The organism is Mesorhizobium sp. Root102, assembly GCF_001425625.1.
Lineage (GTDB): Bacteria > Pseudomonadota > Alphaproteobacteria > Rhizobiales > Rhizobiaceae > Mesorhizobium.
The window spans coordinates 54,618-79,217 of the sequence record NZ_LMCP01000001.1 but is presented as its reverse complement, the minus strand read 5'-3'; the positions used below and the strand labels follow the sequence as shown (position 1 = coordinate 79,217).

Here is a 24,600-nt window from a genome sequence, read left to right as displayed (position 1 = left end):
GGCAGTCCGGCCCTTGGCGTCGGCCTCTCCCTTACCAAGGGAGTGCTCTACGGATGATGCACGTTGGCCGGTCATCACATCCTGAACACGCCGAAGCGCGTCTCCTCGATTTCGGCGTTGAGTGCGGCGGACAGGCTGAGTGCCAGCACGTCGCGCGTCTTCGCCGGGTCGATGATGCCGTCATCCCAGAGGCGTGCGGACGAATAGAGCGGGTGGCCCTCATGCTCGTATTTCATCAGGATCGGCTTCTTGAATTTCGCCTCTTCCTCGGCGCTCCATTCGCCGCCCTTGCGCTCCATACCTTCGCGCTTGACCATGGCGAGCACGGTTGCCGCCTGTTCGCCGCCCATCACCGAGATGCGGGCATTCGGCCACATCCACAGGAAGCGCGGTGAATAGGCGCGGCCGCACATGCCGTAATTGCCGGCGCCGAACGAGCCGCCGATGATGATCGTCACCTTCGGCACCCTGGCGGTGGCGACCGCCATCACCAGCTTGGCGCCGTCCTTGGCGATGCCGCCCGCTTCGTATTTCCTGCCGACCATGAAGCCGGTGATGTTCTGCAGGAAGATCAGCGGGATCTTGCGCTGGCAACAGAGTTCGATGAAGTGCGCCCCCTTCAGCGCGCTTTCGGAAAACAGCACGCCATTGTTGGCGATGATGCCGACCGGCATGCCATGCAGATGGGCAAAGCCGGTGATCAGCGTGATGCCGTAGTTCTGCTTGAACTCATCGAATTCCGAGCCGTCGACGACGCGCGCGATCACCTCGCGCACGTCATAGGGCTGGCGCAGGTCGGTCGGCACGATGCCGTAGAGTTCATCCGCCGGATGAAGCGGCGGAATCGATTTCTGTAAGTTCAGACTTACAGTCTTGTTCCGATTCAGGTTTTTGACGATGCGCCGGCAGATGGCAAGCGCATGGTCGTCGTCCAGCGCATAGTGGTCGGCGACACCGGAAAGCCGTGTGTGCACATCGGCGCCGCCGAGATCCTCGGCACTGACGTCCTCGCCGGTGGCCGCCTTCACCAGCGGTGGACCGCCGAGGAAGATGGTCGCCTGGTTGCGCACCATGATCGTTTCGTCCGACATTGCCGGCACATAGGCGCCGCCCGCCGTGCAGGAACCCATGACGCAGGCGATCTGCGGGATGCCGGCCGCCGACATGTTGGCCTGGTTGTAGAAGATGCGGCCGAAATGCTCGCGATCGGGAAACACCTCGTCCTGGTTGGGCAGGTTGGCACCGCCGCTGTCGACGAGGTAGATGCAGGGCAGATTGTTCTGCAGTGCGATCTCCTGCGCCCGCAGATGCTTCTTGACCGTCAGCGGATAATAGGTGCCGCCCTTCACCGTGGCGTCGTTGACGACGACCATCACCTCGGTGCCTTCGACGCGGCCGACCCCGGCGATCATGCCCGCCGACGAAATCTCCTCGCCATACATCGACCATGCGGCGAACTGGCCGATCTCGAGGAAGGGTGAGCCGATGTCGAGCAGTTGGGCGAGGCGTTCCCGCGGCAACAGCTTGCCCCGGGAAACGTGGCGTTCACGCGCTTCCTCCGAGCCGCCGCGCTCGACAGCTGCAGCTTTTTCCGCAATGTCGGCGACCAGCGCCCGCATGCGCTCGGCATTGGCACGGAAGGCTTCGGAGGAGGGCGAGATCTGGGTTTGGAGTACTACCATGCTACACCCCCTCCGCCATGATCTCGCGGCCGATCAGCCAGCGGCGGATTTCGCTGGTGCCGGCGCCGATCTCGTAGAGCTTGGCGTCGCGCAGCAGGCGGCCGGTCGGATAGTCGTTGATGTAGCCGTTGCCGCCAAGCAGCTGGATGGCGTCCAGCGCCATCAGCGTCGCCTTCTCGGCGGCAAACAGAACGCAGCCGGCGGCATCCTTGCGCGTCGTCTGGCCGCGATCGCAAGCGGCGGCGACGGCATAGACGTAAGCGCGCGCGGCATTCATCGTCGTGTACATGTCGGCAAGCTTTCCTTGCACCAGCTGGAACTCGCCGATCGCCTGGCCGAACTGCTTGCGCTCATGCACATAGGGGATCGCCACGTCGAGGCACGCCGCCATTAGGCCGATTGGGCCGCCGGCAAGCACCGTGCGTTCGTAGTCGAGGCCCGACATCAGCACCTCGACACCGCGACCTTCCTCATGCAGCACGTTTTCGAATGGCACTTCGACATCCGAAAAAACCAGTTCGCCGGTGTTGGAGCCGCGCATGCCGAGCTTGTCGAGCTTTTGCGCCACGGAAAACCCGGCCATCGCCTTCTCGACGATGAAAGCGGTTATGCCGCGCGATTTCTGGTCCGGATCGGTCTTGGCATAGACGACCAGCGTCTCGGCGTCCGGCCCGTTGGTGATCCACATCTTGGTGCCGTTGAGCACGTAGCGGTCGTTGCGCTTTTCGGCGCGCAGCTTGAGCGAGACGACATCCGAGCCGGCGCCGGACTCCGACATCGCCAGCGCGCCGACACGCTCGCCCGAGCACAGCGGCGGCAGGTATTTTTCCTTCTGCGCCGGTGTCGCCCAACGGTTGATCTGGTTGACGCAGAGATTGGAATGGGCGCCGTAGGAGAGGCCGACCGACGCCGAGGCGCGCGAGATCTCCTCGACGGCGATCACATGCGCAAGATAACCCATGCCGCTGCCGCCGCAATCGGGGTCGGCGGTGATGCCAAGCAGCCCGAGTGCGCCGAGTTCACCCCACAGATGCGCCGGGAATTCGTTCGAGCGATCGATGTCGGCGGCGATCGGCGCGATGCGATCCTGAGCAAAGCGCCGCACCATGTCGCGCAGCGCCTCGATATCCTGGTCATGCCCGAAGCTGAGCGTGTTCGTGTACATCTCGTTCCTCCCCGGCAGATGTGGCGCCAACCAGGCGCATTGTCATCGAAAGATATGTCGCCGTCACTTCAGCGATCGATAGCCGCTCGCCCGGCCGAAACCAGACGATGACGCCGGTCATCATCTGGATCAGCGCCATGGCCGTCAGACCGGTGTCGTCGATGCTGAAGGCGCCCGCCTCGGCGCCGTCGCGCAGGATGGCGCGGAGCTCCTTCTCGTAAGCTGTGCGCATGCGCAGGATCTGTGTCAGCCGTTCGGGCGACAGGCTGCGCAATTCCATGTTCGACACATGCGTGGCGTGCCGTCGCTCGATATGAAAGGCGATGTGATTGCGCACATAGGCCGAGAGCAGTTGCGCCGGATCTGCATCGGTCGGCCGGGCTGCTTCCCATGCTGTGGCCAGACCTTCCATGTGCTCGCGCATCAGGGTGAACAGAAGCTCTTCCTTGGTTGGAAAATAGCGGTAGAGCGCGGCGACCTGGACGCCGACTTCGGCGGCGAGTTGGCGCATCGACATCGCCTCGTAGCCAAAACGCGCGATCAGATTGACCGCCGCCTCGCGGACGGCTGCTTCGGTCTTTTCGCCATCGGATCCGGTGGTGCGTGCCATGTCAGCTCCTCTAAGGAGCAATAATAAAACGAACGTTCAATTAATTCAAGGCGCTCGAACCAGTTCCGCCTTCATGCAACGATCCTGAATCCAACGTAAGCGTTTCCGGCTGCCAACTCCTCGACGTCGACCCTAGAAACCGAAGCCCCGGCCGGCCCTTTCCAGAGGTGCTCGATCATTGTCGAGACCGCTTCATCGAGGCCTGCAATCTGGGCCGTTACTGACCCATCCGCTTCATTGCAAACCCAGCCCGCAAGACCAAGGCCTGTGGCCTCGCTCCGAACCCAGAGTCTGAAGCCGACGCCTTGCACATTGCCGTAGACGCGCGCCCGCACTTTCCTGCGATGACCAGCCATGAACCTCTCCAAGCCTGTCTCGTTGGAATCTGGTGCATGGCTCAGGGAATGCAACCTGAGAATTGCGGGCGCGACGCCGCAGCTGAACTTCTGGCCTTTTGAAATTTAATTGACTCAGTCCACTAATTTTGGAAAATGAGCTGCCTCAATAGGAGCTGGACCCAGATGTTGGACGAACGAAAAGCATTGGTGGCCGATATCAGGCGCTTCAATCGCTTCTACACACGCACCGTTGGCCTTCTTGACGAGACGTTGACACAAAGCGCATTCACTTTGACCGAGGCGCGTGTGCTTTTCGAACTCGGCCACCTTGATCGTCCGGCGGCTTCCGAGACTGCTGGGGAAGGCGGCTTTCTTGCCAAGGCTTTTCATCTGGAGATAGGCTCCACTGCCTCCGACATCGCCAGGCAACTGCGCGTCGATGCCGCTTATCTGACACGGATTCTACGCAAATTCGCCGGCGAGGGTCTAACCGAAACCCGGACCGATCCGGCCGACAAGCGCCGGCGGATCCTGTCGCTCACGGCGAGAGGCGAGGCAGCCCTTTCAGGGCTCCAGGCTGCGGCCGATCGGGACACGGCGCGGTTGATCGAAAGCGTGCCCGACGACAGGTTGCAGGAGTTGGGCAGCGCCTTGCGCAAGGCAAGGGAACTGCTGGGCGATCCCGCCCGTGAGAACAGCCAGGTAACGCTGCGGCCGCATCGCGTCGGCGACGTCGGCTGGGTCGTGCAGCGGCAGGCCCAACTCTATGCCGAGGAATATGGCTGGACAATCGAGTTCGAGGCCATGCTCGCCGAGATCGGCGCCGATTTCATCCGCAATTTCGTGCCCGGCCGCGACTTCTGCTGGATCGCCGAACGCGGTGGTCAGCCAGTCGGCGCGGTGTTCCTGGTTCATCAGGATGACAAGGTGGCCAAGCTGAGGATGCTGCATGTCGAGGCAGCGGCGCGGGGCCTTGGCATCGGCAAGCGCCTTGTCGCGGAATGCGTGAACCAGGCCCGCGCTTGCGGCTACATCAGGCTGGTGCTGTGGACCAACGACATTCTCGTCGCGGCGCGCGCGATCTATGAGCGCGCCGGCTTCAGGCTGGTCTCGCAGCAGCATCACCACAGTTTCGGCAAGGATTTGATCGGCCAAACCTGGGAGCTGGATCTGTAAGCAGCTTTGCTGCTGGTTTGCGCGCCCAGCGGTATCCTTGAGCAATTCCAGGAAAAGTGTGAAACGGTTTTCCGCCCGGAATTGCGTCAAAACAAAGAGTTAGAGCGGTTTGCCGTTTCCGTGAAACGGAAAACTGCTCTAGTTCCCCCGCGCTGCCGCCAAAGCGCCCGGAAGTTCCTCGGCTAAAATGTCCAGTTCGTGGTCAAGTCCGACGCTGACGCGAATGCAGCGGTCGAGCACCGGCACCATCGGCTTGCGGATGAACACGTCGCGTGACAGCAGGCCTTGCAGCACTTTCAGCGCGAAGGGCCCGTCGCGGCCGCAGTCGATGGTGACGAAGTTGGTTGCCGACGCCAGTGGCTTCAGCCCGTTCACCTCGGCTATCCCGGCTATGCGTCGCCGGCCGGCATCAACCCGCGCCACCACGCTCCTGAGATAGTCCTGATCGGCGAGCGCCTCGACGCCGGCGATCTGCGCCATGCGGCTGACGCCGTAATGGTTGCGGATCTTCTCGAAGTCGCGGATCACCTGGGCTTCGGCCACCGCATAGCCGCAGCGTATGCCGGCCAGCCCATAAGCCTTCGAGAAGGTGCGCATGCGGATGACGTTCGGCCGCAAGATATCGATCGGCGGCAGCGCCGAGGCCGGTCCGAGTTCGCCATAGGCCTCGTCGAGCACCAGCATGGTGGTTTCCGGCAGCGCCTCGATGAAGGCGATGAGTTCGCCTGCCTCCCACCAACTGCCCATTGGATTGTCCGGGTTGGACAGATAGACCAGCGGCGCCTTGTCCTTGCGTGCCGACGCGAGCAGGCCGTCCAGGCTTTCCCTGTCGTTCTCATAAGGGACCGCCACCAGCCGTCCGCCGACACCGGCAATATGGAAGTTGAAGGTCGGATAGGCGCCGAGCGAGGTGACCACCGTATCGCCAGGGGCCACATACATGCGTGCGACAAGGCTGAGGAGGCCGTCGATACCTTCGCCGACAACGACGTTCTCGGCCTTCACGCCATGATGCGCTGCAACCGCCACCTTCAGATCGAAATTGTCGGGATCGCAATACATCCACATGTCGCCGGCGATCTCGGCCATGCGGGCGATGACGCGCGGCGAAGGCCCAAAGCTGCTCTCGTTGGCACCGATGCGGGCGCGAAAAGCGCGGCCACGCTCGCGCTCCTGCGCTTCGGGTCCGACAAAGGGCACGGTCGACGGAAGCGCGTCGACGAGCGGCGTGAGGGGAGGGCGCTGGCGCATGGCAAAAGCTCACGAGAAGATGGGCCTTCTTGCTAGCGTGGCAGATTGGCGGGTGCAAGTTGCGAACAGGGAAATGGTGATCTGGTCCGCTGGAAGGGTTCCGAACAATTGGGCAACGTGGCCATGATCGAATCGATCGGGATGATGACTGCCGGTGGACGTCCATCTCTCTCGCTGGATTTTGCCACTCGATTTTGCTAGCGAGGCATAATGAATACTAGACTACCGCCCGCTTGGTCCAAACATCTGAAGGCCCAACCCTCGCCGCCTGCCAAACAGCTGCAAGCAAAACCGCTGCAGTCGACGACGTCGCGTACGCAGCCTGACGACTCGCTTTTGCGGCAGGCACTCGAACTACAGCAGGCGGGACGACTGCCGGAGGCCGAGGAACTCTGTCATCGCGTCTTGGCACGCACGCGCAATCATCCGCTTGCTCTATACATTCTCGGCACGCTTGGGCTGGGCTTCGACGACGAACTGGCGATCGAATATCTCTCGCGAGCGGCAGCCCAGGAGCCGAACAACCCGTTCTATCAGCTAACGCTTGGCGAAGCGTGGTCGAAAGTTGGCGACTATCCGCCGGCAATCAAGCATCTGCAACGGTCGTGCGAGTTGAAGCCCGGCTTGGTGGAGGCACATTGCTGCCTGGGACAGGCTTACGCGAGGTTTGACAGGGGCGAGATGTCCCTGCTTTCCTATGGCAAGGCGCTTGACCTCGACAGAGATCATCCCCTCGCGCGCACAGGCGTAGCACGCACCCTCATCAATCTGGGGCGAATGGACGAGGCGGCCACCTACTTGAATGAAAACATTGCCCGGCGCGTTTCAGTGGCCCAATCCTACAACATCCTGGTGGGCTTGCGAAAATTTTCCTCTGAGCCGCCTGAACTTGCGTCGATACTGAACGAACTAGGCAACTCCGCAATTTCGGCCGCCGAAGCTCATGATCTTAACTTTGCCGCGGGAAAAGTTCTCAACGATCTTGGTCGCTACGACGAAGCGATGGATCATTTCCTGACGGCCAGAACGTTCAAGGTCCGCGATTTTGACATAGATGCATGCCGCAAGCGGGTCGACGCTTTGATTTCTCTGTTCGATCCCAAGTTGCTGGCTGCCATGGAAAGTTATGGCGACCCGTCCGAAGCGCCCGTGTTCGTGCTAGGAATGCCCCGGTCGGGAACCACCCTGACGGAACAAATTTGCTCAAGTCATCCCGACGTACAAGGGGCTGGCGAATTGACCAAGCTCGGACGAATGGCAGCTGCCATTGGTCTGAAGTTGGGCTCAACGGAAGCTTTTCAGCAAACCATTCGATCGATGTCCACTCAGCAATCACAGACGCTGGCCAAGGACTACCTATCCAATATGGCTCTCTACGCTTCCGACGCATCGCGTATAGTCGACAAGATGCCTCATAATTTTGAACTGATCGGGCTGATCGCGATGATTTTCCCAAAGGCGCGAATTATTCATTGCAAGCGTGACGCAATCGACAATTGCGTTTCGTGTTTCATCTCAAATCTTCAGCATGGCCACAGTTATAGCTACGATCTCAAAACACTCGGCCTGTATTATCGCGAATATGACCGCCTTATGAGCCACTGGAAGGCCGTTTTGCCTGGGCGGATTTTCGACAATCGCTATGAGGATATGATCTCGGATCAAGAGGGGCAATCGCGGCGCCTCATCGATCATCTCGGCTTGCCCTGGGACGATGCCTGCCTGCGCTTCTTTGATAGGGGCGGGTCGGTCAGAACTCTCAGTCGCTGGCAGGTTCGCCAACCGATCTACACGTCATCGGTAAAGCGATGGAAACATTACGAATCCAAGATCCAGCCCTTGATCGAGGCCCTTGGCGATCTGGCCGATATTTGATCCGGAAATCCAGAGTCATCGTGAGTTCACCCAGCGTCGCTTGTTCCAGCGATCCAGGCGACCCCTGAGCACGCGACGCTTTGCAAGACGAAAGGGCGCTACGACGCAAAAAACCCGGCGGTTGCCCGCCGAGTTTTCGTTTTCGACAAGTCGAAATGTATTAGAACGAGCGCTGGAAGCGGAGGAGGCCGCCGACGCTGTTCTTCTTGTCGGCCGGGGTCCAGGAGACGTTATCCGTGCTGCCGTCGCCGAACTTGCCGGCATGAAGATAGTCAACTTCGGCCGTGACTGTGAAGCCGGGGACGATGTCGTAAGCGACGTTCGCTGCAACGCCGACGTTCTTCCAGTCGTCAGCAGACGCTTGAAGGTTGAACGAGGTCTTCTCGTTGAACTTGTAGGTGCCACCGCCCCACACTGCCCAGTTGCCGCCCCACTGCTTGTAGAAGCCACGACCGCCCGCAGGCTGATCGTAGGTCGGGTCGGTGAGGTTGTCATCCGTGCCGTAGCCACCCATCAAGAACAACGACAGCTCGTTGGAAACATTCACATCCAAGCGAACCTTGCCAGCGACTTCTTCGTAGTTGCTGTCGTAGGCAACGACACCAGTGATCGCGCCCCAGCCTTGCGTCCACTTTACGCCGCCGACAACATGCGGGACATAGCTGTCGATCGTGCCAACGCCATACCTGCCGTTGCCGAGATCGTCGACGGAGCCAGCGCCCGAGCCTTCTTCGAGCGAGAGCACGGCTGAGAAGCCATTGCCGGCGTCGAAATAGTACTGGACGACGTTGGTGTCGAAATCGCCGTAAGGAACCAGCGTATCCTGGATGACGTTGCCGGCATAGCCGATGAACGTATCGAAGGCCGATTCGTCCTTACCGACGCGCAGACCACCGAGCTGGATCCAGGCGAAGTTCAGCGATACGTCCTTGTTGTGCGCATCGTTCGAACCAAAGTCGGGATCGGCATTGCTGTTGCCGAAATTGAAGCGGGTCTCCGTGTAGGTCTTCAAGGTGCCGAGTTCGGTTTCCTGGCCGGTCCAGGTCTTCAGCGTGAAGCGGGTGTTCTTGGCCCAGGTTCCCTGGTTCTTGCCGTCCTGCACGTCGTTGGAGCGAGCGCCATCGAACGAGCCGACGTCGCCGGCGCCGATGTCATAACGGACATAGCCGCCGATGCGCAGGCAGGTTTCGGTGCCCGGGATGTAGAAGTAGCCAGCGCCGTAGACGTCGCAAATCTTGACGACGACGGCGTCGGCGGCGCGCGCACCGGAAACTGCGATCAGTGCCGCAGCGGAGCCGAGGAGAAGGCTCTTGATGTTCATTTTCTGACCTCCAGTCAAAAGTTAAAAAACGGGTCTGGGTATTCTTTGCTGAAGGACAGCGTTCCCTGCCCCATCCCCACTACCGAAAAAGATGCGCACCGCGCCGCTCCTTCGAAATCGACATTACCCATGAGCCGGCGGCGTTCAACCACGATCGTACCGGCGAAAGGGCTGTTCGGCTGCTATCCCTTGGCGTTGTTGCACAAATGACACGATTTGGCCTCACTCAGAAAGCTCTCGTTAACCATCTGCCCCTCCGCAACCCCTTGTTTGCGGCCGAATCCGGCGATCGGCTGACGGAATCAAGGCCAGACCCCGAGTCGCCAGCCAGGAAACCGCCGCAGAACCGCCGCATCCGTGGAAAGCGGTGCTTCGGTGCGTTGTTATTTTTCCATATAATGGCTTCTTTTCCGAGATAATGGCTGGGGGCTTGTTGATTGTGTCGGCGCTTTTCTTTATCCAGCGGCGCAACGGAGAGGTGGCCGAGTGGTCGAAGGCGCTCCCCTGCTAAGGGAGTAGAGGTCAAAAGCTTCTCGTGGGTTCGAATCCCATCCTCTCCGCCATCCTGCTTCGCTCTTCGAGCTTCGCAGGACAAGCCCAGACCTCTACTCGAAGCAGGATGCCCTCCGAGGCCTCGGCGAAGGAGGGCGCAAGTACCTCAGAATCCTTGCAAAACAGGTTGGCTGTCCTCCTGCCAAGAGCCAGGATACCCTTCGTTTGGCGAGGGAGGGCGGTTTCGTGTGGTAGGTGTATCTTCTGGAGAGCGAGGCTGCGGAAGGCGAGCGGTACGTCGGCATAACGTCGGACCTGAGACGGCGGCTTGCCGGGCACAATGCCGGAAAATCCAGCCATACGTCCAAGTTCCTGCCATGGCGAATCGTGACCTACATGGCCTTCTCGAGCCAGGCCAAAGCGGCTTCATTCGAGCGTTATCTCAAATCCGGCTCTGGGCACGCTTTCGCCGACAAACGGCTGTGGTGACGGCCGCGCGCCCGCATCAAATCTCACATTTTTTCGATATAACGCAGCAATAACAATCCGTTATCGTGAAAGCACGGGCCGTAGCTTCTACCGTTTCGTTCGATTCTGACTGGAGGTCAGAAAATGAACATCAAGAGCCTTCTCCTCGGCTCCGCTGCGGCACTGATCGCAGTTTCCGGTGCGGAACCCGCTGAATACGTCAAGATTTGCGACGTCTACGGCGCTGGCTACTTCTACATCCCGGGCACCGAAACCTGCCTGCGCATCGGCGGCTATGTCCGCTACGACATCGGCGTCGGCGACGTCGGCTCGTTCGACGGTGCGAAGTCCTTCGACCATGAAGACGGCGAAAGCCAGAGCACCTACTTCAAGAACGCCCGCTTCGCGCTGAAGACCTGGACCGGCCAGGAAACCGAACTCGGCACCTTGAAGACCTACACCGAGACCCGCTTCAACTTCGGCAACCGTCAGGCCTACGGCGGCTCCACCACCGACGATGGTGATGTGGTTGGTCCGAACAATGCGTTCAACAAGGGTGTTTCGCTCAACTTCGCCTGGATCCAGCTTGGTGGCCTGCGCGTCGGTAAAGACGAATCGGCCTTCAATACGTTCATCGGCTACGCCGGCAACGTCATCAACGATACGCTCGTTCCCTACGGCGATTTCGACACCAACGTCGTCCAGTACTACTTCGACGCCGGCAACGGCTTCTCGGCCGTGGTCTCTCTCGAAGAAGGCTCGGGCACGAAGGGCACCATCGACAGCTACGTTCCGCACGTCGTCGGCGGCGTCAAGTGGACGCAGGGCTGGGGCGGCATTTCGGGTGTTGTCGCTTATGACAGCAACTACGAAGAAGTCGCCGGCAAGGTTCGTTTGGATGTCAACGTCAACGACCAGATCTCGCTGTTTATCATCGGCGGTTACGGCTCGGATGACAACCTCTCCGACCCGACCTGGGCCATCCCGGCTGGCGGTCGCGGCTTCTACAAGCAGTGGGGCGGCAACTGGGCAGTGTGGGGCGGTGGCACCTACAAGTTCAACGAGAAGACCTCGTTCAACACTCAGATATCGTATGACGAAGACGAGAACCTCGGCATCGCGGCGAACATCGCCTATGACGTCGTTCCCGGCTTCACGGTCACAGCCGAAGTCGACTACGTCAATGCGGGCAGCTTCCCGGCATCCAACTGGACCAATGCAGACGATGACAGCAACATCGGCGGCATGCTTCGCTTCCAGCGCTCGTTCTAAGGGCTGGTTCTACACAGGTGAAATCCAGCCCGGGCGCACAAACGCCCGGGCTGTTTTTGTTTCGTGACTGGGTCAAGGAAAACAGAAGGAACAGGGGGTAACGGTAGCTGAATAGGGTCCGTGGGAAGGTTTCGTGGGATCCGCTGATGGGCGGATGAAATCACAACTGCGTGATTCAAATCTCTTGAAAGGACGCTTCCAAGCGGATAGGGCTGATCTATCCCACTCGGGGGTGTGGCAAATGATGACGACCGAAGCGATTCAAGAGGGTGAGCCCTCCGATCATTTTTCGATGTTTTCTTCTCAAAATTCGACGATACGATACAGTTACAACAAGATCAGAGAAGTAAAGTCGTACAGGGTCGGAGAGCTTTTTTTAGCATACCGGGATATATTGTGGGATGATGGGCGGCATAAATACAATGTCAGCTCTTTCATCGGCGAGATAGATGAGCTTCTCCTTGGGGAGCGGTTCAGCGCCTTTGACCAGAGTACCCTGGACAACCTTATCGGCACCTTGCGCCAGCGCGGCAACAGCAACGCAACCATCAATCGAAAGATGGCTGCCCTCAGCAAACTGCTGCGCAAGGCTCATAAGATGGGAGATATCCACAGCCTGCCCGAGTTCCGCCGCCAGAAGGAGCGGGCGGGACGGATTCGTTTCCTCGAGAGGGACGAAGAGGCCAGGCTGTTCGCTGCCATCAAGAGCCGCAGCGAGGACGCCTACAGGCTTTCCGTCTTCCTGGTCGACACCGGATGCCGTCTCGGTGAGGCGCTTGGGCTCATCTGGAATGATATCCAGGAGCATCGTGTCAGTTTCTGGATCACCAAATCCGGCCGCAGCCGCACCATTCCCATGACCGAGCGGGTCAAGGAGGTCATCAAGCTGCCTCCGCAAGAGGGCCGTCGGCCCAAGGGACCGTTCACCAAGCTCAGCCAGGCACAGTTCCGTGCCATCTGGAACGACGCGAAGGCCGAAGTCGGCCTTGGCGCCGACGATCAGGTGGTGCCGCACATATTGCGCCACACCTGCGCCTCGCGTCTTGTCCAGGGCGGCATCGATATCAGGCGCGTGCAGATGTGGCTCGGCCACCAGACGCTGTCGATGACCATGCGTTACGCGCATCTGGCCACCAACGATCTCGATGGCTGCGTGGTTGTCCTGGAGAAACCTCGCGACCAGCCGGCAAACAGTGGGGAGGGGTCCGTGTTTTTATCGCCCGTGACCACGCCTTCGTCCCCGGTGGCGGCACGGAAACAGAAGGGCGAACCGGCCGCGGCCTCGCCGAAAGCGCCTCGGAAAAGTTCAAAAGCCAAGTAGGCTGGCGAGTTAGCCAATACTGTTGTAACGACCCCAGGACCTTGATTGGTCTTGGGGTTTACTTTTACATGTACTGTCGCTCGGCCCGATCGAGAAAAGCCGCGATGTGGTTGGGCAGGCTGCCGGTATCAAGGAAAGGGGCGTGGCCCTGGCCCTCGACGGTGATCGTTTCCATCATGGAATGGCGCTCTCTCATCTGCTGTAGCGTGTCTATGGACAGCAATCTCGAATTGGCGCCGCGTATGGCGAGCAGAGGAATCGCGGCCAACGCCTCGAATTGCGGCCATAGATCAGGCAAAGGCTGCGTCAGATCGAGACTGGCAACGGTATCGACTAGGTGCGGGTCGAAATCCGGCACCAGGCCGCCGTCCGTTTCGCGGTAGAGAGCCCATACCATCCGATCCCAATCCGCCCCGGCAAGGGCGGAGAAGTCCTTGCCGTGTACGCCGCGCTGGGCGGCAGTCGCCTGTACGCGGGTTTTCGGTGTCGGGTCGCGCTCGAGATAAGACTGGATATGGGCAAGCCCAGCCGCCTCGATCACCGGTCCGATGTCATTGAAAACAATGGTTTTCAGGACAGCCGGCCGCATCATGCCGAGCACATGGATGATCAGCCCGCCGCGCGACGTGCCGATGAAGGCTGCTTCCTCGATGTTCAGCGCCGCCAGCCCGGCAAGGACGTCGCCAGCCTCGACACCGACATTGTAGTGACTGATATCGGGGTCGTAGGCGGATTGCCCGCGCCCGCGATAGTCGAAGGCAATGACCTTTCGCGGATTTGCCGCATGCGTCGACAGATAGAGCGCCAGCTCGTGAAAATCCCTGGCATTGCGGGTCAGACCCGGCAGGCAGACGACCGGCCAGCGGCCGGAGTTTGCTTGGCCATAGACGCGCGCATGAAGGTCAAGCCCATCCGGTGCGGTGTAGAAGAAATCGGAGAAAAGTTGGTCACTTGACATCTGGGCGCGATTCCTTGCCGTTGCCGGCTCGTCTAAGACTGCTACAGGCGAGGGTAGGGATGGTCAAATGGAAGGCGCTCTTCCCTTCCCCCCTTGTGAGGGAAGGTGGATCGGCGCGCAGCACCGAGCCGGATGAGGGGTGTTCCAGCGGAGTGAGGTGTTGGTGTTTTCTGGAACACCCCTCATCCGACCGCGCTTCGCGAGGCCACCTTCTCCCACAGGGGGAGAAGGAAAGAAAGCCTCAGTTCCGCCCGTTCACCAGATCGCCAACGATGTCGTATTTGCCGGAAATACGCATCTTGTAGACCTCGTAATTTTCCATTACGCGCTGAACGTAACTTCTTGTTTCCGTATAGGGAATCCGCTCGATCCAGTCGACGACCGCGTCGATGTCCTTGCCGCGCGGATCGCCATATCTGGCCACCCACTGGCTGGCACGGTTGGGGCCTGCATTGTAGCCGGCGAAGGTCAGCACATAGGAGCCGTTGAAGCGATCGAGCTGCTCGCCGAGGAAGGCCGAACCAAGCGTCGCATTGTACCCGGCGTCGGTGGTCAGCCGTGTCTGCGAAAACTGCAATCCGGCCTTTTTCGCCAATTGCTTGGCGGTTCCCGGCATCAGCTGCAGCAGCCCGCGCGCGCCGGCGCTGGAAACGGCGCCGATGTTGAATTCGCTTTCCTGGCGGGCGATCGCATAGGCCAGCGCCTTGCCCGAGCCGGAAATGTCAGCCGAATCGGGAATGACGCCGAGCGGATGCGACAGTGCGCCGACATCGATGCCACGTGCGCCGGCGATCTTGCCGACTTTCAGCGCCATGAAATGGTTGCCCTGCTTTTCCGCAAGGACAGCCAGCAGCGCCAGTTCGCCCGGGCTGGTCAATTGCCCGGCAAGGTCGCGATAGAGCGTTTCGGCATAGCGGTCGTAGCCCGCTTCCTGCAGCCGCTTGATGGCGCTGACGGCCTCGCGGCCGGCAAAACTCTGCCTGTCGGCTGCACTTGGCTGCGGATAGACAATGTTCAGCGCCTCCCGGCCGACGCGTTCGGCGGCAAGCTGGCCGTAAAATGTCGTGCCGTAGGCTGCTGCGCGCGCAAAATAGTCTTTGGCGTTGCCAGGACCGCCGACCTCCGCCGCACGGCCGAGCCAGTAATAGGCACGCGACAGCGTCATCGGCCCTTGGGCAAGGTCGGCGATGCGCGCGAAATGCGTTGCGGCAAGCTTGGGGTCGCTCAGGCCACGCAGCGCGTACCAGCCGGCATGGAATTCAGCATCCGCCGCATTGGTGGCACTTTCGGCGGCGTGCGTGGCGACGATCCGGTAAGCCGTCTTCATGTCGCCCTGGTCGACCATTTCGCGCGACAGCACCCGGCGCTCGACCCACCAGGCATCCGGATCGACCAGAGCGTCACGATCGGCCGGTGCCTGCATCACAATGGCTGCGGCGCCGGCAAAATCCTCGTGCTTGCGCAGATATTCGGCCTGCGCGAAGAAATAGCCGGCCGAACGTTGTGCCGCCGGCACTGCCTTCAGCAGTTTGGCTGCGTTCTTGTTGCCTTTGTCCGCCGCCGCCCAGGCATCGGCGAGCTGCTGGGCGCCGGCAAGGCCGGCGACGCGCAGGGCGGAATTGGCGCGGTCGGCATAGAACATGCGCTCCATGCGAAAACGGTGGTCGGCAGCCGGGATCAGGTTACCGAACTCCTTGATCAGCGCCGTCTCGTCCTTGGCCTCCAGGATCGCGGTGCGCCAGAACGGCGAAAGCACCGAGCGCGCCGCCTTGGCATTGCCAGACGCCACATAGGCACTGGCAAGGACCATCACGCCTTCGAATGTCTGGGGCTGGCTGCCATCGAACGCCCTGACAACGATGTCGGGAGCAGGGTTCTCGCGATAGAGCGCGCGCTCGCTGTTCTTGCGCAGGGCGACGGTGCCGGGCCAATTCGGCAGCATCTTCGCTGCGGCGGCGATATCGCCGCTCGGAACCTTGTCTCCGCCATAAAGCGCGATCGCCCAGGCAAGGATGTGCTGGTCGAGCGAGTGATCGGGAAGGGCATCGCGCACGCCTCGCGCGCCGGGAATGTCGCCAGCCGCCAGCGCATCCAGCCCGCTCCTCAAGATCGCGACGCTCTGCGAGGGCGCCTGTTGCGCCTTGTCCTGCAGGCCTGGCATCGGGATGACCGAGCCCGGCATCGGGATGGCCGAAGTGACCTGCACATCGACGCTGCCGCCGATCGCCATGCCCGGAATCAGCGCGAGCGTGGCGCCAAGCAGCGCGAAAAGGTGAGGCCGACTGCCCGGCATGATCCTAAGTCTTTCCTTGTCCTGGCATTCTACCAGCAGGCGAAGATGCCTCGAAGCCTAAACTTAGGTCGTGAAGAGCCCGTAAACAAAGAGTTAGCGAGGCCGTTCGAATTGCGCTTGCTGGCACCATGGCAATGCTTGCCGCGCAACCATGTCGAGACTATGGTGCGCCGCTTCGCTTTCGGTTAGAAGGCGCGCACGAGAAAACACCGATGCATGTCGCCCAAAAGTGGATACCGGTTTTGGGGCAACGACATGCATGAACAAGGAAGTACCAAGGAGTTGGACGACATGCTGAGAGGCTCGCTTACTGCGCTCGTGACACCGTTCGAAACGAGCGGGCGTTTCGACGAGAAAGCCTTTCGCGCGTTCGTCGAATGGCAACTCGCGGAAGGCACGACAGGACTGGTTCCCGTGGGCACCACCGGCGAGTCGCCGACGCTGTCGCATGACGAGCACCGCCAAGTCGTCAAGGTGTGCATCGAGGTTGCCAAGGGGCGCGTTCCGGTCGTTGCCGGCGCCGGTTCCAACAACACCGAGGAAGCCGTCGGGCTCGTGCAGTATGCCGAGAAGGCCGGCGCCGATGCCGCCCTGGTCGTCACGCCCTATTACAACAAGCCGACGCAACGCGGCCTGTACGAGCACTTCGCTGCCGTTGCAAGGGCGACCAAGCTGCCGATCATCATCTACAACATCCCGCCGCGCTCGGTGATCGACATGACTCCGGAGACGATGGGCCAGCTCGCGCACGACTTCAAGAATATCGTCGGCGTCAAGGATGCCACCGGCAAGGTCGAGCGGGTCTCCGAGCAGCGCGCCACATGCGGCAAGGATTTCATCCAGCTTTCGGGCGAGGATGCTTCGGCGCTTGGCTTCAATGCGCATGGCGGCGTCGGCTGCATTTCGGTGACCTCGAATGTCGCGCCGCGACTGTGCGCGGAATTCCAGGAGGCGACTTTGTCCGGCGACAGCGCCAAGGCGCTGGAATTGCAGGATCGCCTGCTGCCGCTGCACAAGGCGATCTTCATCGAGCCTGGCGTTTCCGGCGCCAAATATGCGCTGTCGAAGCTGGGCAAGGTCGAAAACGTGCTCCGCTCGCCGCTTGTCACGGTCGAGGATGTGACCGCAGCAAAGATTGATGCGGCCATGAAGCACGCCGGCTTGATAAACTAGGGATGAGGCGCCACCTCTCCGCATCATGAATCAAGTCAGAAAAGCCGATCCCAACAACAAGACCGTTTCGGAAAACCGCAAGGCGCGCTTTTCCTACGAGGTGCTCGACACGGTCGAGGCCGGTCTGGTGCTGACCGGCACCGAGGTCAAGTCGCTGCGCCAGGGCCAGGCCAACATCCAGGACAGCTACGCCTCGGTCGAAGGCGGCGAGATCTGGCTGATCAACTCCTATCTGCCGGAATATCTGCAGGCCAACCGCTTCAACCACGAGCCTCGCCGGCGCCGCAAGCTTCTGCTCAACAAGCGCGAGATGGCAAAACTGTCGCAGAGCGTCGACCGCGAAGGCATGACGCTGGTGCCGCTGAAAATCTATTTCAACGACCAGGGCCGCGCCAAGCTGCTGCTCGCCGTCGGCCGCGGCAAGAAACTGCACGACAAGCGCGAATCCGAAAAGCAGCGCGACTGGTCGCGCGAGAAGGGTCGGCTGTTGAAGGAGCGTGGGTAGGCTGGGGCTATTCGTTTGAAGAACCGGATTGCCCTCTTTGGTTTGGCCAGCCTCGTCTTGGCATGTTTCGTCGCAGCAGGCGGCTATCTCTATTTCAGGGCATTCTCGCCGGATCGCGATAAATATCCGGTCAGGGGCATCGACGTCTCCCATCATCAGGGCCAGATCGATTGGCGCCGTGTTGCCGCCGACGATGTCGCCTTTGCCGTCATCAAGGCGACCGAAGGCGGCGATCATGTCGACGATGCCTTCGCGCGGAATCTGGAAGAGGCCCGCGCCGCCGGCCTCGCCGTCGGCGCCTATCATTTCTTCACCTTCTGCCGGCCCGGCGCCGACCAGGCGAAGAACTTCATCTCGGTGGTGCCGCATGATCAGCCGCTGCTGCCGCCGGTCGTCGACATCGAATTCGGCGGCAACTGCCCGCAACGGCCGACACCCGAGCAACTGAGCGCCGAATTGGCCGCGTTCCTCGCCCCGGTCGAGGCAGCGTTCGGCAAGCCTGCGATTGTCTATCTGACCGACGAGGCAGCGCAAACCTATGCCGGGCGCATCGCTGCCCGTTCGCTCTGGCTTCGCTCATTGCTTCTGGAGCCGGATCGCGATGACTGGATCTACTGGCAGTACCACAACAGGGGGCGCGTCGACGGCATCAATGGCGATGTCGACCTGAATGTGCTGCAGGGTGGACCAGCGGTTTTGGCCGCGCTGTCTGCTAAATCGCCGGTCGCTCCGGGAACTCAGTGATTCCCCTGAACCACTGAGAGATATCGGTCGCCGTCGTTTCATGCCGCAGCCTGGGAAACCTCCGGTGTGAGCGTGACATTGGCATCGCCCCAGATTTTCAGGGCGGTGATCACCGGCTCCAGGCTTCTGCCGCGTGGCGTCAGGCTGTATTCCACCTTCGGCGGCACCTGTGCATAGACCTTACGGGCGATGAGCCCATCCGTCTCCAGTTCGCGCAACTGGTTGGTCAGCGTGCGCTGCGTGCAGTTGGGAATGCGCCGGCGGATCTCGTTGAAGCGCATCGTGCCCTCGAACAGGTGGTAGAGCACGACGCCTTTCCACTTCCCGTCGATATAGCGGAGCGTTCCCTCCACGGCGCAGCCGGGGCTGCAATCGAATCGCTCATGGCGAATGCGCGGCATGACGGTATCCTTTTCGACACTATGTGCTTTATATGTGCATTCTTGTGCTTGGCGCACATAATCCGCATCTCTGCTCTAGACAACGCTCAACACCAATCGCGGAGACCAGAATGCGCGCCGTCGGCTATCAAATCCCAGCCCCCATCACCGATGAGACCTCCCTTGTCGATATCGACCTGCCAAAGCCGGAGCCGAAAGGCCGTCAACTGCTGGTCGAGGTGAGGGCAATCTCGGTCAACCCGGTCGACACCAAGGTGCGGCGAAGCGCCAAACCCGAAGCTGGAACGTGGCGGGTGCTCGGCTGGGATGCCGCCGGCCGGGTGGCTGCGACCGGTCCGGACGCCAGACTGTTCAAACCGGGTGACGATGTCTTTTATTCCGGCGCGCTGGCGCCGCAAGGCACCAATGCCGAATTCCACCTCGTCGACGAGCGCCTTGTTGGCCGCAAGCCCGGCTCGCTCGACTATGCGCAGGCGGCGGCGCTGCCGCTGACGGCGATCACGGCATGGGAGGCTCTGTTCGACCGTCTCGATGTGAAGAAGCCCGTCGCGGGCGCTGCAAATGCCATCCTCATCATCGGCGGCGCCGGTGGCGTTGGCTCGATCGCGGTGCAGCTTGCGCGCCAACTGACCGATCTGACTGTCATCGCCACCGCGTCAAGGCCCGAGACGCGTGACTGGGTCCTTGGGCTTGGCGCCCATCATGTCGTCGATCATTCAAAGCCGCTCAGCGGTGAAGTCGCGGCACTCGGCATCGGCGCACCCGCCTTTGTGTTCTCGACAACCAACACCGACCGGCACCTGGCCGAGATTGCCGAATTGATCGCACCGCAAGGCCGGTTCGGCTTGATCGACGATCCCCAAACGCTCGACATCAATCCGTTCAAGCGCAAGAGCGTTTCGGTCCATTGGGAACTGATGTTCACCCGCTCACTGTTCGAGACGCAGGACATGGCCGCACAGGGTGAGCATCTGAATGAATTGGCCCGGCTTGTCGACGCAGGCACCATCCGCACGACGCTGGGCGAGACCTTCGGTCCTATCAATGCCGCCAATCTGAAGCGCGCTCATGCGCTGATCGAGACCGGCAAGGCCAAGGGCAAGATCGTGCTTGAAGGGTTCTGAAGCAATTCCAGGAAAAGTGTGAAACGGTTTTCCCGGGAAAAGCGCGTAGCGCTTTCCCTTGGGAATTGCGTAAAAACAAAGACGGGGCGGCGCTATGTCCGCAAGAGCGCCGCTATCTGGCTGAAAACGCTGACGAACATCGCTTCGGTCAGCACGCCGGTGTTGGTGTTGTAGCGTGAGCAGTGATAGCTCGAAAACAGCGTGATGCCTCCGGCCGGTAGCTGCCCGCCATGCTTGAACGGGTAGGCGGCGACGCGCCCACCCAGCGCCCGCACTGTCGACTGATGCGCGATCGACCCCAGCGCCAGCACGGCGCGCAGGTTGGGGAACCGGGCGATCGTCGGCACCAGGAATGTCCGGCACGTGGCAATCTCGGCACCCACCGGCTTGTTCTCCGGTGGCACGCAGCGCACCGCATTGGTGATCGCCGTGCCGACCAACTCCAATCCGTCGTCGGGTCTGGCCTTGAATTCGCCGCGCGCAAAACCGTGCGAAATCAGCGTCGAGTAGAGCAGGTCGCCGGCATAGTCGCCGGTGAAGGGACGCCCGGTGCGGTTGGCGCCGCGCAGCCCGGGCGCCAGCCCGACGATCAGCAACTGAACCGCAGGGTCACCCTCCGGCGGCAGGAAGGTCGGCACCGGCGCATTGAACCAGGATGGCTCGCGCTGCCGCCAGTCGGCGATGAAATCGTGCAGCCGCGGGCAGAACGGGCAGTCGCGGCCGGGTTCGGAGGCGGAAAGGGCGGTCAAGGCAACCGGCCTCAGTAGTCGTCCTCGTCGACTTCGGCTGGCTCGGGCCTGCGCACCGGCCGCTCGGATGGATCGCGGCCGACCTCGTTCTTCAGCGTTGCCAGGTCGATGAAATGGTCGGCCTGGCGGCGCAGATCGTCGGAGATCATCGGCGGCTGTGAGGCCATGGTCGACACGATCGACACCTTGCGGCCACGGCGCTGCAGCGCCTCGACCAGCGTGCGGAAATCGCCGTCACCGGAAAAGATGACATAGTGGTCGACGACATCGGCGAGCTCCAGCGCATCGACCGTGAGCTCGATGTCCATATTGCCCTTGATCTTGCGGCGGCCGGTCGAGTCGGTGAATTCCTTGGCCGGCTTGGTGACCACCTTGAAGCCGTTATAGTCGAGCCAATCGATCAGCGGACGGATCGAGGAGTATTCCTGATCCTCGACCAGTGCCGTGTAGTAATAGGCGCGCAGCAGATAGCCACGCTTCTGGAAGCTCGACAGAAGCTTGCGGTAGTCGATGTCGAAGCCGAGCGCGCGCGACGTCGCGTAGAGATTGGCGCCGTCGATGAATAGGGCGATTTTTTCACGAGGATCGAACATGGAAAATATTCCTTCTCGAAATAAACGGCCGTCTAAACGAAATGCGATAGCGAAGATCGGTCAGGCTCACAATAAACCGGCTGACCTCTACGCCATCCGAGATAGCGCCAGTTTCGCGGCAATCCAAGGGCGTGGTGCGGCACTGCAAGCAATTGTGATCGGGACACCCAATGCATAAGTACAGACAGGTTTTGCCGAATCGGGTGTTAGAACGAAAGATTGGGCGCCCTGCGGCCTGGCCATTGCCATGATGCTTGTATTTTGGCGGCGTTCGGGTTATGGACCGCGCCTGTTTTCCATCAAATCCATCGCATGAAAGGGGCATCCATGGCCCGCGTAACCGTTGAAGATTGCATCGACAAGGTCGACAACCGCTTCGAGCTGGTGCTGTTGGCCGGCCACCGCGCCCGGCAGATCAGCCAGGGCGCGCCGATCACCGTGCCGCGTGACAACGACAAGAACCCGGTCGTGGCGCTGCGCGAGATCGCCGACGAGACGCTTTCGCCCGACGACCTCAAGGAAGACCTGATCCATTCGCTGCAGAAGCATGTCGAGGTCGACGAGCCCGAGGCCGATGGCGAGGCGATTGCCGATCAGACCGGCGCCGCCGTTGCGGCCACCGACGCCGGTGACGCCGAGGAGAACATCACCTTCGACCGGATGACCGAGGAAGATCTCCTGGCCGGCATCGAGGGACTGGTGCCGCCGGAAAAGAGCGACGACTACTAAGCGAGCGATCTGGACCTGCCTGGAATACGTTTCCGGCACTTCCGTCCAGTCAGTTTCGTGGCTATCTATGAGATGCGCCGTACGCTTGTGCGGCGCATCAATCATTTCAGCACCGCGAGATTCCGCCCATGATGCGTCAGTATGAGCTTGTCGAGCGCGTCCAGCGCTACAAGCCTGACGTCAACGAGGCGCTGCTCAACAAGGCCTATGTCTATGCCATGCAGAAGCATGGCCATCAGAAGCGTGCTTCCGGCGATCCCTATTTCTCGCACCCGCTCGAAGTCGCCGCCATCCTCACCGAAATGCACATGGACGAGGCGACGATCGCGGTCGCCCTGCTGCACGACACCATCGAGGACACCACCGCGACGCGGGCCGAGATCGACGAGCTGTTCGGGCCCGAAATGGGCAAGCTGGTCGAGGGACTGACCAAGCTCAAGAAGCTCGACCTGGTGTCGAAGAAGGCCGAACAGGCGGAAAACCTGCGCAAGCTTCTGCTGGCGATTTCGGAAGACGTCCGCGTCCTCCTGGTCAAGCTCGCCGACCGTTTGCACAACATGCGCACCCTCGACCATATGCCGGAGGCCAAGCGCCTGCGCATCGCCGAGGAGACGATGGACATCTATGCGCCGCTGGCCGGGCGCATGGGCATGCAAGGCATGCGCGAGGAACTGGAGGAGCTCGCCTTCCGCTATATCAATCCGGAAGCCTATCGCGCCGTCACCGCCCGGCTCGCCGAAATCTTCGAGCGCAACAAGGATGTGCTGACCGATATCGAGAAGGCGCTGTCCACGCTGTTCGAAAAGCATGCGATCAAGGCAGGTGTGAAGAGCCGCCAGAAGAAGCCGTGGTCGGTGTTCCGCAAGATGGAGGCCAAGGCACTGTCCTTCGAGCAGCTGTCCGACATCTTCGGCTTCCGCGTCGTCGTCGACACGGTCGAGGATTGCTACCGGGCGCTTGGCGCCATCCACACCACATGGTCGATGGTTCCGGGCCGCTTTAAGGATTACATCTCGACGCCGAAGCAGAACGACTACCGGTCGATCCACACCACCATCGTCGGGCCATCGCGCCAGCGCGTCGAGCTGCAGATACGCACCCACCAGATGAACAAGATCGCCGAATACGGCGTCGCCGCGCATTCGATCTACAAGGACACCGGTGGCAAGACGAACGGTGCCGCCCACGCCATCTCGAAGGAGACCAACGCCTATGCCTGGCTGCGGCGCACCATCGAGCAGCTTGCCGAGGGCGACAATCCCGAGGATTTCCTTGAGAACACCAAGCTGGAGCTGTTCCAGGACCAGGTGTTCTGCTTCACCCCGAAAGGCATGCTGATTGCGTTGCCGCGCGGCGCGACACCGATCGACTTTGCCTATGCGGTGCACACCGATGTCGGCGACACCTGCGTCGGTGCCAAGGTCAACGGCCGCATCATGCCGCTGATGACGGAACTGAAGAACGGCGATGAGGTCGAGATCATCCGCTCTAAGGCGCAGGTGCCGCCGGCGGCGTGGGAATCGGTCGTCGTCACCGGAAAGGCACGCTCGGCGATCCGTCGAGCCACAAAAAACGCCATCCGCAAGCAGTATTCGGGTCTTGGTGTCCGCATCCTGGAACGCGCCTTCGAGCGCGCCGGAAAGACCTTCACCAAGGAGAGCCTGAAGCAGGTGCTGCACCGTTTGGCGCGCAAGGACATCGAGGATGTGTTGGCCTCGGTCGGGCGTGGCGAGCTCGCTTCCGCCGACGTCATGAAGGCGGTGTTCCCCGACTACAAGGACGAGCGCGTCACGACGGCCGCACCCAAGCCGCGCGAGGAGGGCTGGTCGAAGATCCGCAACGCCGCCGGCATGCTATTCCAAATTCCGGGCCGTGCCGCGCGCAAGGACAAGGACCAGCCGCGCGATGGCGCCGTGCCGATCCGCGGCGTGCGCGGCGACCTACCGGTGCGCTTCGCGCCGGAAGGAGCAGTGCCTGGCGACCGCATCGTCGGCATCGTCCAGCCGGGCACCGGCATCACCATCTATCCGATCCAGTCGCCGGCGCTGCAGGCGTTCGACGACCAGCCCGAGCGCTGGATCGACGTGCGCTGGGATATTGACGAGCGCACCAAGGAGCGCTTTCCGGCGCGCGTCTCCGTCACCGCCATCAACGCGCCGGGTTCACTCGCCGATATTGCCCAGGTGGTTGCCTCGAACGACGCCAACATCCATACGTTGTCGATGGTGCGCACCGCGCCCGACTTCACCGAGATGCTGATCGATCTCGAAGTCTGGGATCTGAAGCACCTCAACCGGCTGCTGTCGCAGCTCAAGGACAATTCGAGCGTCAGCGATGCAAGGCGTGTCAATGGCTAGACC

Annotated in this window: 22 protein-coding genes and 1 tRNA gene; 12 read left to right on the top strand and 11 right to left on the bottom strand. The window is 61.2% G+C overall.

The window, feature by feature from the left end; genetic code table 11:
- Positions 1 to 74: 74 nt before the first annotated feature.
- From ASD12_RS00385 to ASD12_RS00370, 4 genes are all read right to left on the bottom strand, one after another.
- Positions 75 to 1,682, bottom strand: coding sequence for a carboxyl transferase domain-containing protein (locus ASD12_RS00385; protein ID WP_056580536.1), 1,608 nt, complete (start codon positions 1,680 to 1,682; stop codon positions 75 to 77).
- A 1-nt stretch (position 1,683) separates the two neighbouring features.
- The gene (locus tag ASD12_RS00380; RefSeq protein ID WP_056580533.1) at positions 1,684 to 2,847 is read right to left on the bottom strand and encodes an isovaleryl-CoA dehydrogenase; all 1,164 of its coding nucleotides are present in this window, start codon (positions 2,845 to 2,847) and stop codon (positions 1,684 to 1,686) included.
- Entirely contained in the window at positions 2,816 to 3,457 is a 642-nt protein-coding gene (locus tag ASD12_RS00375) for a TetR/AcrR family transcriptional regulator (RefSeq protein WP_056580530.1), read from the bottom strand. Before ASD12_RS00375 ends, ASD12_RS00380 begins: the two co-directional genes overlap by 32 nt.
- Positions 3,458 to 3,528: 71 nt before the next feature.
- Entirely contained in the window at positions 3,529 to 3,813 is a 285-nt protein-coding gene (locus ASD12_RS00370) for an acylphosphatase (RefSeq protein ID WP_056580527.1), read from the bottom strand.
- A 165-nt stretch (positions 3,814 to 3,978) separates the two neighbouring features.
- Between ASD12_RS00370 and ASD12_RS00365 the strand changes: the two genes are divergently transcribed.
- On the top strand, positions 3,979 to 4,971 hold the full coding sequence (locus ASD12_RS00365; protein WP_056580524.1) for a GNAT family N-acetyltransferase: 993 nt from the start codon (positions 3,979 to 3,981) through the stop codon (positions 4,969 to 4,971).
- 138 nt (positions 4,972 to 5,109) lie between these two features.
- Here the strand turns inward: ASD12_RS00365 and ASD12_RS00360 are convergent, their stop codons facing one another.
- Positions 5,110 to 6,222, bottom strand: coding sequence for a pyridoxal phosphate-dependent aminotransferase (locus tag ASD12_RS00360; protein WP_056580521.1), 1,113 nt, complete (start codon positions 6,220 to 6,222; stop codon positions 5,110 to 5,112).
- Positions 6,223 to 6,432: 210 nt separating this feature from the next.
- Here ASD12_RS00360 and ASD12_RS00355 point away from each other — a divergent pair, with 210 nt between their 5' ends.
- Entirely contained in the window at positions 6,433 to 8,097 is a 1,665-nt protein-coding gene (locus ASD12_RS00355; protein ID WP_056580518.1) for a sulfotransferase, read from the top strand.
- Between the two features lie 160 nt (positions 8,098 to 8,257).
- On the opposite strand, the gene ASD12_RS00350 is transcribed toward ASD12_RS00355, so the two are convergent.
- Positions 8,258 to 9,418 carry a porin gene (locus ASD12_RS00350; RefSeq protein WP_056580515.1) on the bottom strand — a complete coding sequence of 387 codons (1,161 nt, stop codon included), beginning with the start codon at positions 9,416 to 9,418 and terminating at the stop codon, positions 8,258 to 8,260.
- Positions 9,419 to 9,890: 472 nt separating this feature from the next.
- On the opposite strand from ASD12_RS00350, the gene ASD12_RS00345 reads away from it, so the two are divergent.
- The 4 genes from ASD12_RS00345 (at position 9,891) to ASD12_RS00330 (ending at position 12,971) form a co-directional block, all read left to right on the top strand.
- A tRNA-Ser gene (locus ASD12_RS00345) sits at positions 9,891 to 9,981 on the top strand.
- 184 nt (positions 9,982 to 10,165) lie between these two features.
- Positions 10,166 to 10,399, top strand: a complete 234-nt coding sequence (locus ASD12_RS00340; RefSeq protein ID WP_056580512.1) for a GIY-YIG nuclease family protein — start codon at positions 10,166 to 10,168, stop codon at positions 10,397 to 10,399.
- 123 nt (positions 10,400 to 10,522) lie between these two features.
- Positions 10,523 to 11,650 carry a porin gene (locus ASD12_RS00335; RefSeq protein ID WP_056580509.1) on the top strand — a complete coding sequence of 376 codons (1,128 nt, stop codon included), beginning with the start codon at positions 10,523 to 10,525 and terminating at the stop codon, positions 11,648 to 11,650.
- Between the two features lie 241 nt (positions 11,651 to 11,891).
- The gene (locus ASD12_RS00330) at positions 11,892 to 12,971 is read left to right on the top strand and encodes a site-specific integrase (protein WP_056581890.1); all 1,080 of its coding nucleotides are present in this window, start codon (positions 11,892 to 11,894) and stop codon (positions 12,969 to 12,971) included.
- Positions 12,972 to 13,035: 64 nt separating this feature from the next.
- Here the strand turns inward: ASD12_RS00330 and ASD12_RS00325 are convergent, their stop codons facing one another.
- Positions 13,036 to 13,929, bottom strand: coding sequence for an alpha/beta hydrolase (locus ASD12_RS00325; RefSeq protein ID WP_056580507.1), 894 nt, complete (start codon positions 13,927 to 13,929; stop codon positions 13,036 to 13,038).
- Between the two features lie 241 nt (positions 13,930 to 14,170).
- Positions 14,171 to 16,222 carry a lytic transglycosylase domain-containing protein gene (locus ASD12_RS00320; protein ID WP_056580505.1) on the bottom strand — a complete coding sequence of 684 codons (2,052 nt, stop codon included), beginning with the start codon at positions 16,220 to 16,222 and terminating at the stop codon, positions 14,171 to 14,173.
- 291 nt (positions 16,223 to 16,513) lie between these two features.
- Between ASD12_RS00320 and dapA the strand changes: the two genes are divergently transcribed.
- From dapA to ASD12_RS00305, 3 genes are read left to right on the top strand one after another with little or no spacing between them, the layout of a single operon-like run.
- On the top strand, positions 16,514 to 17,395 hold the full coding sequence (gene dapA, locus ASD12_RS00315) for a 4-hydroxy-tetrahydrodipicolinate synthase (protein WP_056581889.1): 882 nt from the start codon (positions 16,514 to 16,516) through the stop codon (positions 17,393 to 17,395).
- Positions 17,396 to 17,420: 25 nt separating this feature from the next.
- A complete protein-coding gene (smpB, locus tag ASD12_RS00310) occupies positions 17,421 to 17,900 on the top strand; it encodes an SsrA-binding protein SmpB (protein WP_013532594.1) in 480 nt (159 codons plus the stop codon).
- Between the two features lie 15 nt (positions 17,901 to 17,915).
- The gene (locus ASD12_RS00305; protein ID WP_056580502.1) at positions 17,916 to 18,644 is read left to right on the top strand and encodes a GH25 family lysozyme; all 729 of its coding nucleotides are present in this window, start codon (positions 17,916 to 17,918) and stop codon (positions 18,642 to 18,644) included.
- Between the two features lie 38 nt (positions 18,645 to 18,682).
- On the opposite strand, the gene ASD12_RS00300 is transcribed toward ASD12_RS00305, so the two are convergent.
- Positions 18,683 to 19,045: a helix-turn-helix domain-containing protein gene (locus ASD12_RS00300; protein WP_200953673.1), complete on the bottom strand. Its 363-nt coding sequence runs from the start codon at positions 19,043 to 19,045 to the stop codon at positions 18,683 to 18,685.
- A 110-nt stretch (positions 19,046 to 19,155) separates the two neighbouring features.
- On the opposite strand from ASD12_RS00300, the gene ASD12_RS00295 reads away from it, so the two are divergent.
- Complete coding sequence (locus ASD12_RS00295; protein ID WP_056580495.1) at positions 19,156 to 20,169, top strand: zinc-binding alcohol dehydrogenase family protein; 1,014 nt, start codon at positions 19,156 to 19,158, stop codon at positions 20,167 to 20,169.
- Positions 20,170 to 20,261: 92 nt separating this feature from the next.
- On the opposite strand, the gene ASD12_RS00290 is transcribed toward ASD12_RS00295, so the two are convergent.
- The gene (locus tag ASD12_RS00290; RefSeq protein ID WP_056580492.1) at positions 20,262 to 20,918 is read right to left on the bottom strand and encodes a uracil-DNA glycosylase; all 657 of its coding nucleotides are present in this window, start codon (positions 20,916 to 20,918) and stop codon (positions 20,262 to 20,264) included.
- Between the two features lie 11 nt (positions 20,919 to 20,929).
- The gene (locus tag ASD12_RS00285; RefSeq protein WP_056580489.1) at positions 20,930 to 21,511 is read right to left on the bottom strand and encodes an NYN domain-containing protein; all 582 of its coding nucleotides are present in this window, start codon (positions 21,509 to 21,511) and stop codon (positions 20,930 to 20,932) included.
- 327 nt (positions 21,512 to 21,838) lie between these two features.
- On the opposite strand from ASD12_RS00285, the gene rpoZ reads away from it, so the two are divergent.
- Together rpoZ and ASD12_RS00275 are read left to right on the top strand one after the other, a co-directional pair.
- The gene (gene rpoZ / locus ASD12_RS00280; RefSeq protein ID WP_056580487.1) at positions 21,839 to 22,240 is read left to right on the top strand and encodes a DNA-directed RNA polymerase subunit omega; all 402 of its coding nucleotides are present in this window, start codon (positions 21,839 to 21,841) and stop codon (positions 22,238 to 22,240) included.
- A gap of 128 nt (positions 22,241 to 22,368) precedes the next feature.
- Positions 22,369 to 24,597 (top strand): bifunctional (p)ppGpp synthetase/guanosine-3',5'-bis(diphosphate) 3'-pyrophosphohydrolase, encoded by a 2,229-nt coding sequence (locus ASD12_RS00275; RefSeq protein ID WP_056580484.1) that lies wholly within the window; start codon positions 22,369 to 22,371, stop codon positions 24,595 to 24,597.
- Positions 24,598 to 24,600: the final 3 nt, after the last annotated feature.

What these genes read in the sequence shown, in the direction of transcription:
- ASD12_RS00385 (WP_056580536.1), bottom strand. Translation starts at nt 1,682, where the DNA reads ATGGTAGTACTCCAAACCCAGATCTCGCCCTCCTCCGAAGCCTTCCGT.
- ASD12_RS00380 (WP_056580533.1), bottom strand. Translation starts at nt 2,847, where the DNA reads ATGTACACGAACACGCTCAGCTTCGGGCATGACCAGGATATCGAGGCG.
- ASD12_RS00375 (WP_056580530.1), bottom strand. Translation starts at nt 3,457, where the DNA reads ATGGCACGCACCACCGGATCCGATGGCGAAAAGACCGAAGCAGCCGTC.
- ASD12_RS00370 (WP_056580527.1), bottom strand. Translation starts at nt 3,813, where the DNA reads ATGGCTGGTCATCGCAGGAAAGTGCGGGCGCGCGTCTACGGCAATGTG.
- ASD12_RS00365 (WP_056580524.1), top strand. Translation starts at nt 3,979, where the DNA reads ATGTTGGACGAACGAAAAGCATTGGTGGCCGATATCAGGCGCTTCAAT.
- ASD12_RS00360 (WP_056580521.1), bottom strand. Translation starts at nt 6,222, where the DNA reads ATGCGCCAGCGCCCTCCCCTCACGCCGCTCGTCGACGCGCTTCCGTCG.
- ASD12_RS00355 (WP_056580518.1), top strand. Translation starts at nt 6,433, where the DNA reads ATGAATACTAGACTACCGCCCGCTTGGTCCAAACATCTGAAGGCCCAA.
- ASD12_RS00350 (WP_056580515.1), bottom strand. Translation starts at nt 9,418, where the DNA reads ATGAACATCAAGAGCCTTCTCCTCGGCTCCGCTGCGGCACTGATCGCA.
- ASD12_RS00335 (WP_056580509.1), top strand. Translation starts at nt 10,523, where the DNA reads ATGAACATCAAGAGCCTTCTCCTCGGCTCCGCTGCGGCACTGATCGCA.
- ASD12_RS00330 (WP_056581890.1), top strand. Translation starts at nt 11,892, where the DNA reads ATGATGACGACCGAAGCGATTCAAGAGGGTGAGCCCTCCGATCATTTT.
- ASD12_RS00325 (WP_056580507.1), bottom strand. Translation starts at nt 13,929, where the DNA reads ATGTCAAGTGACCAACTTTTCTCCGATTTCTTCTACACCGCACCGGAT.
- ASD12_RS00320 (WP_056580505.1), bottom strand. Translation starts at nt 16,222, where the DNA reads ATGCCGGGCAGTCGGCCTCACCTTTTCGCGCTGCTTGGCGCCACGCTC.
- dapA (WP_056581889.1), top strand. Translation starts at nt 16,514, where the DNA reads ATGCTGAGAGGCTCGCTTACTGCGCTCGTGACACCGTTCGAAACGAGC.
- smpB (WP_013532594.1), top strand. Translation starts at nt 17,421, where the DNA reads ATGAATCAAGTCAGAAAAGCCGATCCCAACAACAAGACCGTTTCGGAA.
- ASD12_RS00300 (WP_200953673.1), bottom strand. Translation starts at nt 19,045, where the DNA reads ATGCCGCGCATTCGCCATGAGCGATTCGATTGCAGCCCCGGCTGCGCC.
- ASD12_RS00295 (WP_056580495.1), top strand. Translation starts at nt 19,156, where the DNA reads ATGCGCGCCGTCGGCTATCAAATCCCAGCCCCCATCACCGATGAGACC.
- ASD12_RS00285 (WP_056580489.1), bottom strand. Translation starts at nt 21,511, where the DNA reads ATGTTCGATCCTCGTGAAAAAATCGCCCTATTCATCGACGGCGCCAAT.
- rpoZ (WP_056580487.1), top strand. Translation starts at nt 21,839, where the DNA reads ATGGCCCGCGTAACCGTTGAAGATTGCATCGACAAGGTCGACAACCGC.
- ASD12_RS00275 (WP_056580484.1), top strand. Translation starts at nt 22,369, where the DNA reads ATGATGCGTCAGTATGAGCTTGTCGAGCGCGTCCAGCGCTACAAGCCT.